This is a genomic window from Psychrobacter immobilis (genome assembly GCF_904846235.1).
Lineage (GTDB): Bacteria > Pseudomonadota > Gammaproteobacteria > Pseudomonadales > Moraxellaceae > Psychrobacter > Psychrobacter immobilis_C.
On record NZ_CAJGZN010000061.1, the window covers coordinates 1 to 797 of the forward strand.

The following is a 797-nucleotide window of genomic DNA, read 5'->3' on the forward strand; positions in this document are numbered from 1 at the left end:
TAGGGCGTGTTGAACATTCATAATTTGAGCCAGATATAAGCACAAGCAAGAGCGACCGTATTTTCATAACTCTGCTTGAGCTTATCAAATCTAGTGGCAACCGCCCTATACTGTTTTAGCTTAGCGAAAGCGTTTTCTACTAGATGCCTGGCTTTATATAAGTCCCAGTCCATATGGTCGTTAGAAGACTGAGTGTTTCGTTTTCGAGGGATGTTATCCTGCGTCCCTGCTTGTTCAATATGGGCTCGTAGTGCATCAGAATCGTAGCCTTTATCGGCACATAAAACCTCTGTATCACTCAAGTCAACCTTGTCTACTAAATCAGGTGCGACTTTAACATCGTGGGTTGTGCCATCTGACAAGATAAAGGTAATCGGATTGCCATGCGCATCAACTGCTAAGTGAATCTTGGTCGCGCGGCCTGCCACACTTTTGCCAATGGATTGTAGGTTCTCATTGCCACTACTGCTGTGCTGATGCGCTTTAATATGAGTGCCATCGATAAAGACCCACTCAAGGTCTGCGTCTTTGATCAGTAACGTAAATAATGCAATCAGCTTATTACTGCGAAACCAGCGCTGGTAAGCTTTATAGATGGTATTAGGCTTGCCAAAATACTCGGGTAAGTCGCGCCAAGGACAGCCAACACGCATGCGATAAAGCACGCCTTCAACCGTTTGTCTAAGATTTCCTTTGTCATAGATATTAAGTTCTAGTAATATGGGTCTTAGTCTTGTCCAGTGTTCATCTTTGAGCATGGTGCGAGGCATAGCGAACGATATCTTTTTTGTGTGAGA

1 protein-coding gene is annotated in these 797 nt (G+C 44.0%); it reads right to left on the reverse strand.

Annotated elements, in window-relative coordinates; translation table 11 throughout:
- Positions 1–17 precede the first annotated feature (17 nt).
- The gene (locus JMX07_RS13525; protein ID WP_201608437.1) at positions 18–770 is read right to left on the reverse strand and encodes an IS5 family transposase; all 753 of its coding nucleotides are present in this window, start codon (positions 768–770) and stop codon (positions 18–20) included.
- Positions 771–797: the final 27 nt, after the last annotated feature.

Excerpts from the sequence above, each read along its gene's own strand:
- JMX07_RS13525 (WP_201608437.1), bottom strand. The coding sequence starts at position 770 with ATGCCTCGCACCATGCTCAAAGATGAACACTGGACAAGACTAAGACCC.